The following is a 5563-nucleotide window of genomic DNA, read 5'->3' on the forward strand; positions in this document are numbered from 1 at the left end:
GAGGCAACCATGCCCGACACCACCACGCTCACCGACCTCGACGCCCTGATCGGCGACCTGGACGCGCGCATCACCGAGACCACCCTGCCGACGCCGGAGGCCAGCAGCGGGGGCTGCAGCGGCCTCTGCACCGTCCTGATCTGCGACACCGTGGCGCTCTGCACGGGCGTCTACTGCTGATCGCCCCTGGGGCCGTCCGAGGGGTGACCGACCTCGGACGGCCGCCCGGGCGGCGGCCCTGACGGCCGCCGTCACCGGCGCTCCGCCCGGCCCGCACCGGCCGCGAGGGCGGAGCGCCGACCCGTCGTCCCCGAGGAGTCCCCGTGCCGCAGCACACCGCGAACGCCGAGAGCACCGGCACCGCCGTCACCCGACTCGCCATCCGGCTCCTGGACGCCTGGTCGTCGCGGCCCCGCGAGGGTCTGGCGGGCGCCGAACTCCCCTCCGATCCGGGCGTCCCCGTCCTGGCGTCCCTGCTGCACGCCACCGGAGGGCCCGAGGCCGAACGGTCCGCGGCCCGGGCCGTGACGGTGTGGACCCGCAGCGCCGGCCGCGGGCCGGCCCACTGCGGGCTGTACGACGGCGGGCTCGCCGGGACACTGGCGGGCCTGCGCCTGGGAGCCCGGGTCCACCCGGAACTGCAGCCGGTCGCCGACCGGCTCCGCGACCGCCTGGTCCACACCGCTCCGTCCCTCGGCCGGCGCTGCGAGCGGGTCGCCTTCCCGGACTACGACCTCATCGTCGGTCCCTCCGGCGTCCTGCTCGCCCTGAGCACGGGAACCCGCCCCACACCGGCCGAACTCGGCCCCTTCACCGACCACCTGATCCGGCTGTGCGACGCCGACGAGCTGCCCCGGCTGCGAACGGGGCAGTACGCCGGTCATCCGCACCTGGGCTGGCTCGACGGGCGGATCAACACCGGCATGGGCCACGGCGTCGCGGGAGTCGTCGCCGCCCTCACCGCGGCAGTGCGCCACCTCGGACCGCGGCCCGGGCTGACGCCCGCCCTGCGCCGCGCGACCCGGTGGCTGGTGCGACAGTCCTTCGACGACGCCCGCTCCGTCCGCACCTGGGACGGCGCCGGGCTCGACGACGGCCCGCCGCCCGCCGGACCGCGCGCCCGGCAGGCCTGGTGCTACGGCACGCCCGGAGTGTCCTGGGCGCTGTGGGACGCCGCCGACGCGGCGGGCGACCGCGAGACGGCCGCCTGGGCCTCAGCGGCGTTCAGCACGCTCGCCGAGCGGTACGACGAGCGGTTCCACCTCTTCGGCGACCGCCCGAGCGACTTGCTGGCCCTGTGCCACGGGGCCTCCGGCGTCCTGGCGGTGGCCGACGCCTTCGCCCAGCACGCCGGCCTGCCCGCCGCGGCCGCGCTGAGGACCCGTCTGCTCGCACACCTGCGGGCGCGCCTGCCCGAGGTGGAGACCCTCGGCGCGGAGGGGATGGGACTGCTCGGCGGAGCGGCCGGCCCGCTGTGTGCCCTGCTCACCGCGGGCCACGGCGCCCCGCGGGCCTGGCTGTCCTGCCTCGGACTGCGCTGAGCCGTCCCGGCGCCCGTCCCGCGCCGGCGGAGCTCCGCTCCCGGAATTCGCCGCTCCCGAAAAGTCGCCGCTCCCGGACGCCCATTCGAAACCGGTGAGCGTCGACCACCCCGTTCCGGCGGGGGCGGGCAAGCGCCCCGGCCCTCACAGCGAACCGCAACCGCCGAGGGCACAGCCGCGTCCACCCGGATACGAACGGTCGCCCGATCGCCGTACAACCGGGGGGATTTCCGGACATGCCGATGAACGATGCCCTGCCCGAACCGCCACGCGGCTCGATGCCGCCCTGCCCGGGCTGCGCCCTGACCGACCAGGTCCGCGCCGTGCCGGCGGTCCACATGGCCGAACGGCGCAACGTCACCGTGCGCTCCACCGACCGTGACGGGCACACCCGCACCCGTACCCAGGAAGAGGTGTCCGCCCTCGGCCGGGCCCTGGCGCCCGCACCGCCCGCCACCAGCACGACGTTCAAGGCCCTGGTGATCCTGAGCGTCCCGGCGCTCGCCGGGGCGGTCGGCACCTTCACCGCGGGGATGCAGGAGCGCAACAGGGCCGCCGACTCCGGCCCCGACCTCTCACCCCCGGCCTGGGTGACCAAGCAGCCGGAGTTCCCCGACGACCTCCCCGGCTTCCCGAAAGCCCCTCCGCCCTCCCCCCACGCGCACACGGCCGCCCCGCTCGCCGACCTGAACGGCACTCCGACCGTCCTCCTGGTGTCCTACCTGTTCATCGGCGCCGTGATCGCGCTGCTGACAGGAGCGACCGTGCTGTTCCTCGCCAGACGGCGCCGGCTCGCCGGGCGTCCGCGGGCCGAACGGCTCTGGAACCAGGCCTGGTACTGCGCCCGCTGCGCCACCGCGCACTTCCCGCCCGCCGCAGGGCAGGGCACCGCGGCGCTCACACTCCCGGACTTCCGCAGAACGGTCTGGACGGCGGGCGGCTACGGCGACCTCGCCGACCGGTACCGGCCCTAGCCACGCCGTCCGCCCAAGGTGTCCCGGCTGCCGCCTGCCTGCGCGGTGTCGCCGCTCGCTCCCTCTGGGGGGCGCGGCGGCGGCCCGGGGGGTGCCGCCGCCGCGCAGCGGGAGACTACCTCACCCGCGGGCGCCGCAAAATCTATGCGCGCCGGAGTAGACATTGCTCGCGGGCGGGTCTAACGTTTCTGTCGTAGACAGCAGTCGGCGATACCGGCCAGACACGAACTGGCCGGGGTTGTTGGACAGAAGTTTGCGGTTCGGTCCGGCAGCGGAGTTCCGAAGCCAGGCAGGTGCAGGACGGCGACGGGACTGGCTGCCGGACCGGGCGGCCCGCAGGTATCAGGGGCTGCCGTCAGCGATGCCAGTAGTACGCAGTTCAGTGAGTGCGGTACCAGCGGTACGAAAAATGACAGTTCAGTAACAGAGGATGAACGGAGGGCGCAAGCGCCATCAGGATCGCCCGGCCCGTGAACACTCGCCCGGGCGGACACCGCAGACCCCAACGCAAGGACGGTGGTTTCCGGTCACGCATACGCGATCCCCGTACACCCCTCTCGTGGGGCAGTGCGGAAGTTGAAGGACCGGCTCAGGCCGGTAGATGGTGTTGTTCCCCTTCGGGGCCCCGGAGCCGACACGGCGCCGGGGCCCCTCGACGCGTTCTCCCCGAGAACCAGAGAGGTGCAGTGACTACAACGACCAGCCCCGGCACACCCGACAAACTCGACGACGACGACTACCCCGCCTACACCATGGGTCGCGCCGCCGAGATGACCGGCACCACCCCCGGCTTCCTGCGAGCCCTCGGCGAACACCGCCTCATCACCCCCCTGCGCTCCGACGGCGGCCACCGCCGCTACTCCCGCTACCAGCTGCGCATCGCCATGCGCGCCCGCGACCTCGTCGACCAGGGCACCCCCATCGAGGCCGCCTGCCGCATCATCATCCTCGAAGACCAACTCGAAGAAGCCCTGCGCCTCAACGAACAACTCCGCCGCTCCCAGCACGGCCAGGAACCGCCCGCGGTCACCTGACCGCCGATCGGCACCCGGTACGAACCCCTCCCGCGGCCCCGCCGGTCTTCGCCGTCCCCGCTCCGCGGGGCCACCGGCCGGGGCGGCCCGGTTCCCTCAGGTCCGGTCAGCCGGCCGCGACGGCGCGGAGCCGCTGCCGTTTCGGGCGCCTGCCGCACGGCCCAGCACGGCCCAGCACGGCCCCGCGCCCCGAAGTCTCGCAAATTCCTTAGCCCGGCGGGTGGTTCGCTGGCTGTTGCCGAGAGCGGACCGCGAGCAGTGGCTGAAGGGGAACGGATGTCCAAGCGAGCACTGATCACCGGGGTGACCGGCCAGGACGGGTCGTACCTGGCCGAGCACCTGATCTCCCTGGGGTACCAGGTGTGGGGCCTGAGCCGGGGGCAGGCGAACCCCCGGAAGGACCGGGTCAGCCGGCTGATCCCGGAGCTGCGGTTCGTCGACGGCGACCTGATGGACCAGGGCAGTCTGGTCTCCGCGGTCGACACGATCCAGCCGGACGAGGTGTACAACCTGGGGGCGATCTCCTTCGTCCCGATGTCCTGGCGCCAGCCGGAGCTGGTCACCGAGGTCAACGGCACCGGCGTGCTGCGGGTGCTGGAGGCGATCCGGATGGTCAGCGGCATCAACAAGCCGGCCGCGGCCGGCGACGGGACCGGGCAGATCCGGTTCTACCAGGCCTCCAGCTCCGAGATGTTCGGCATGGTCGCGGAGACCCCGCAGCACGAGTCCACCCGGTTCCACCCGCGCAGCCCGTACGGCGTGGTGAAGACCTACGGGCACTACATCACCCGCAACTACCGCGAGTCCTACGGGATGTACGGCGTCTCCGGGATCCTGTTCAACCACGAGTCGCCGCGCCGCGGTGCCGAGTTCGTGACCAGGAAGATCTCGCTCGCGGTCGCCCAGATCAAGCTCGGCCTGCAGGACCGGCTGCTGCTCGGCAACCTCGACGCCGTCCGCGACTGGGGCTTCGCCGGGGACTACGTGCGGGCCATGCACCTGATGCTCCAGCAGGACGACCCGGGCGACTACGTCATCGGCACGGGCCGGATGCACTCGGTCCGCGACGCGGCCCGGATCGCCTTCGAGTGCGTGGGCCTGGACTGGGAGGAGCACGTCGAGGTCGACCCCGCGCTGGTGCGGCCCGCGGAGGTGGAGACGCTCTGCGCCGACGCCCAGAACGCACGCCGCGTCCTGGGCTGGGAACCGACGGTGGACTTCACCGAACTGATGCGGATGATGGTCGAGTCCGACCTCGAACAGGCCCGGCTGGCCCGCGACTACGGCGAGGTGCTGTCCGGCGCGCGCTGGTGACGGCGGGTACCGGCGGAGGGCGGCGGGGACCGGACGGAACCGGGCCCCCACCGCCCTACGGGCGTTCCGGGGCCGGTGCGGGGGAGGCCGGCGGGCGGGAGAGCTCCAGGATCGCCAGCGCGATCCCGGCGCCCTGGTCGCCGAGCCGGGCGGCGTAGCGGAGCAGCATGGCGTTCTCCTGGGCCAGGCTGGTGGTCGGCAACCCGGCGGCGCGGCGGCTCAGTTGGTGGCCGCGGGCCAGCCGGATCCGGTGCACCAGCTGGGCGATCAGCTGCTCGTCGAGTGCGCTGAGCTGCTCCGCCGTCTCGTCCGCGATGCCCTCGGTGGCCCGCGGCGGTCTCGGCTGGTCCCCGTGCGGGACGGATTCGGGCATGGCGGTCATCCTCGTCGACGTGGGTGGCCCGCGGCGCGCCCGACGGACCGCGCCCAGGGCTCGCGCATCCGACGATCCAGCCGGAACGCCCGGCAATTCCCTAGAGTCCGGGCCCCGTTCGCCGACCACCCGGGCGGCACCCGGCCGCCCTGCGGCCCGACGGGGCCCGACGGGCTCCGACGACAGACCCTAGGGATTTCCCGCGCCGGGCCGATCGAGACTGATCGCCGAAGTGCGGGAATGCGAGCGCCGCGCGTGCGGAGCACGCGGGCCGTCCACAGCGGACCCCCTGCCGTTCGCCGGTCCTCCAGATGGGTTGCGTCGATG

6 protein-coding genes are annotated in these 5563 nt (G+C 73.7%); 5 read left to right on the plus strand and 1 reads right to left on the minus strand.

Annotated elements, in window-relative coordinates; translation table 11 throughout:
- Positions 1–9 precede the first annotated feature (9 nt).
- The 5 genes from ACIRVF_RS25070 to ACIRVF_RS25090 all read left to right on the plus strand — a co-directional run bounded on the left by ACIRVF_RS25070 (position 10) and on the right by ACIRVF_RS25090 (position 4863).
- Positions 10–180, plus strand: a complete 171-nt coding sequence (locus tag ACIRVF_RS25070) for a hypothetical protein (protein ID WP_402821831.1) — start codon at positions 10–12, stop codon at positions 178–180.
- A 143-nt stretch (positions 181–323) separates the two neighbouring features.
- Positions 324–1541 (plus strand): lanthionine synthetase LanC family protein, encoded by a 1218-nt coding sequence (locus tag ACIRVF_RS25075; RefSeq protein ID WP_402821834.1) that lies wholly within the window; start codon positions 324–326, stop codon positions 1539–1541.
- Positions 1542–1777: 236 nt separating this feature from the next.
- Positions 1778–2515, plus strand: a complete 738-nt coding sequence (locus ACIRVF_RS25080) for a hypothetical protein (protein WP_402821837.1) — start codon at positions 1778–1780, stop codon at positions 2513–2515.
- Positions 2516–3267: 752 nt separating this feature from the next.
- Positions 3268–3549: a MerR family transcriptional regulator gene (locus ACIRVF_RS25085; RefSeq protein WP_402821863.1), complete on the plus strand. Its 282-nt coding sequence runs from the start codon at positions 3268–3270 to the stop codon at positions 3547–3549.
- 276 nt (positions 3550–3825) lie between these two features.
- Entirely contained in the window at positions 3826–4863 is a 1038-nt protein-coding gene (locus tag ACIRVF_RS25090) for a GDP-mannose 4,6-dehydratase (protein WP_402821840.1), read from the plus strand.
- Between the two features lie 55 nt (positions 4864–4918).
- Here ACIRVF_RS25090 and ACIRVF_RS25095 read toward each other — a convergent pair whose 3' ends face one another.
- Positions 4919–5236 (minus strand): hypothetical protein, encoded by a 318-nt coding sequence (locus ACIRVF_RS25095; protein ID WP_402821843.1) that lies wholly within the window; start codon positions 5234–5236, stop codon positions 4919–4921.
- Between the last annotated feature and the right edge of the window lie 327 nt (positions 5237–5563).

The organism is Kitasatospora sp. NPDC101157, assembly GCF_044768255.1.
Classification (GTDB): domain Bacteria; phylum Actinomycetota; class Actinomycetes; order Streptomycetales; family Streptomycetaceae; genus Kitasatospora.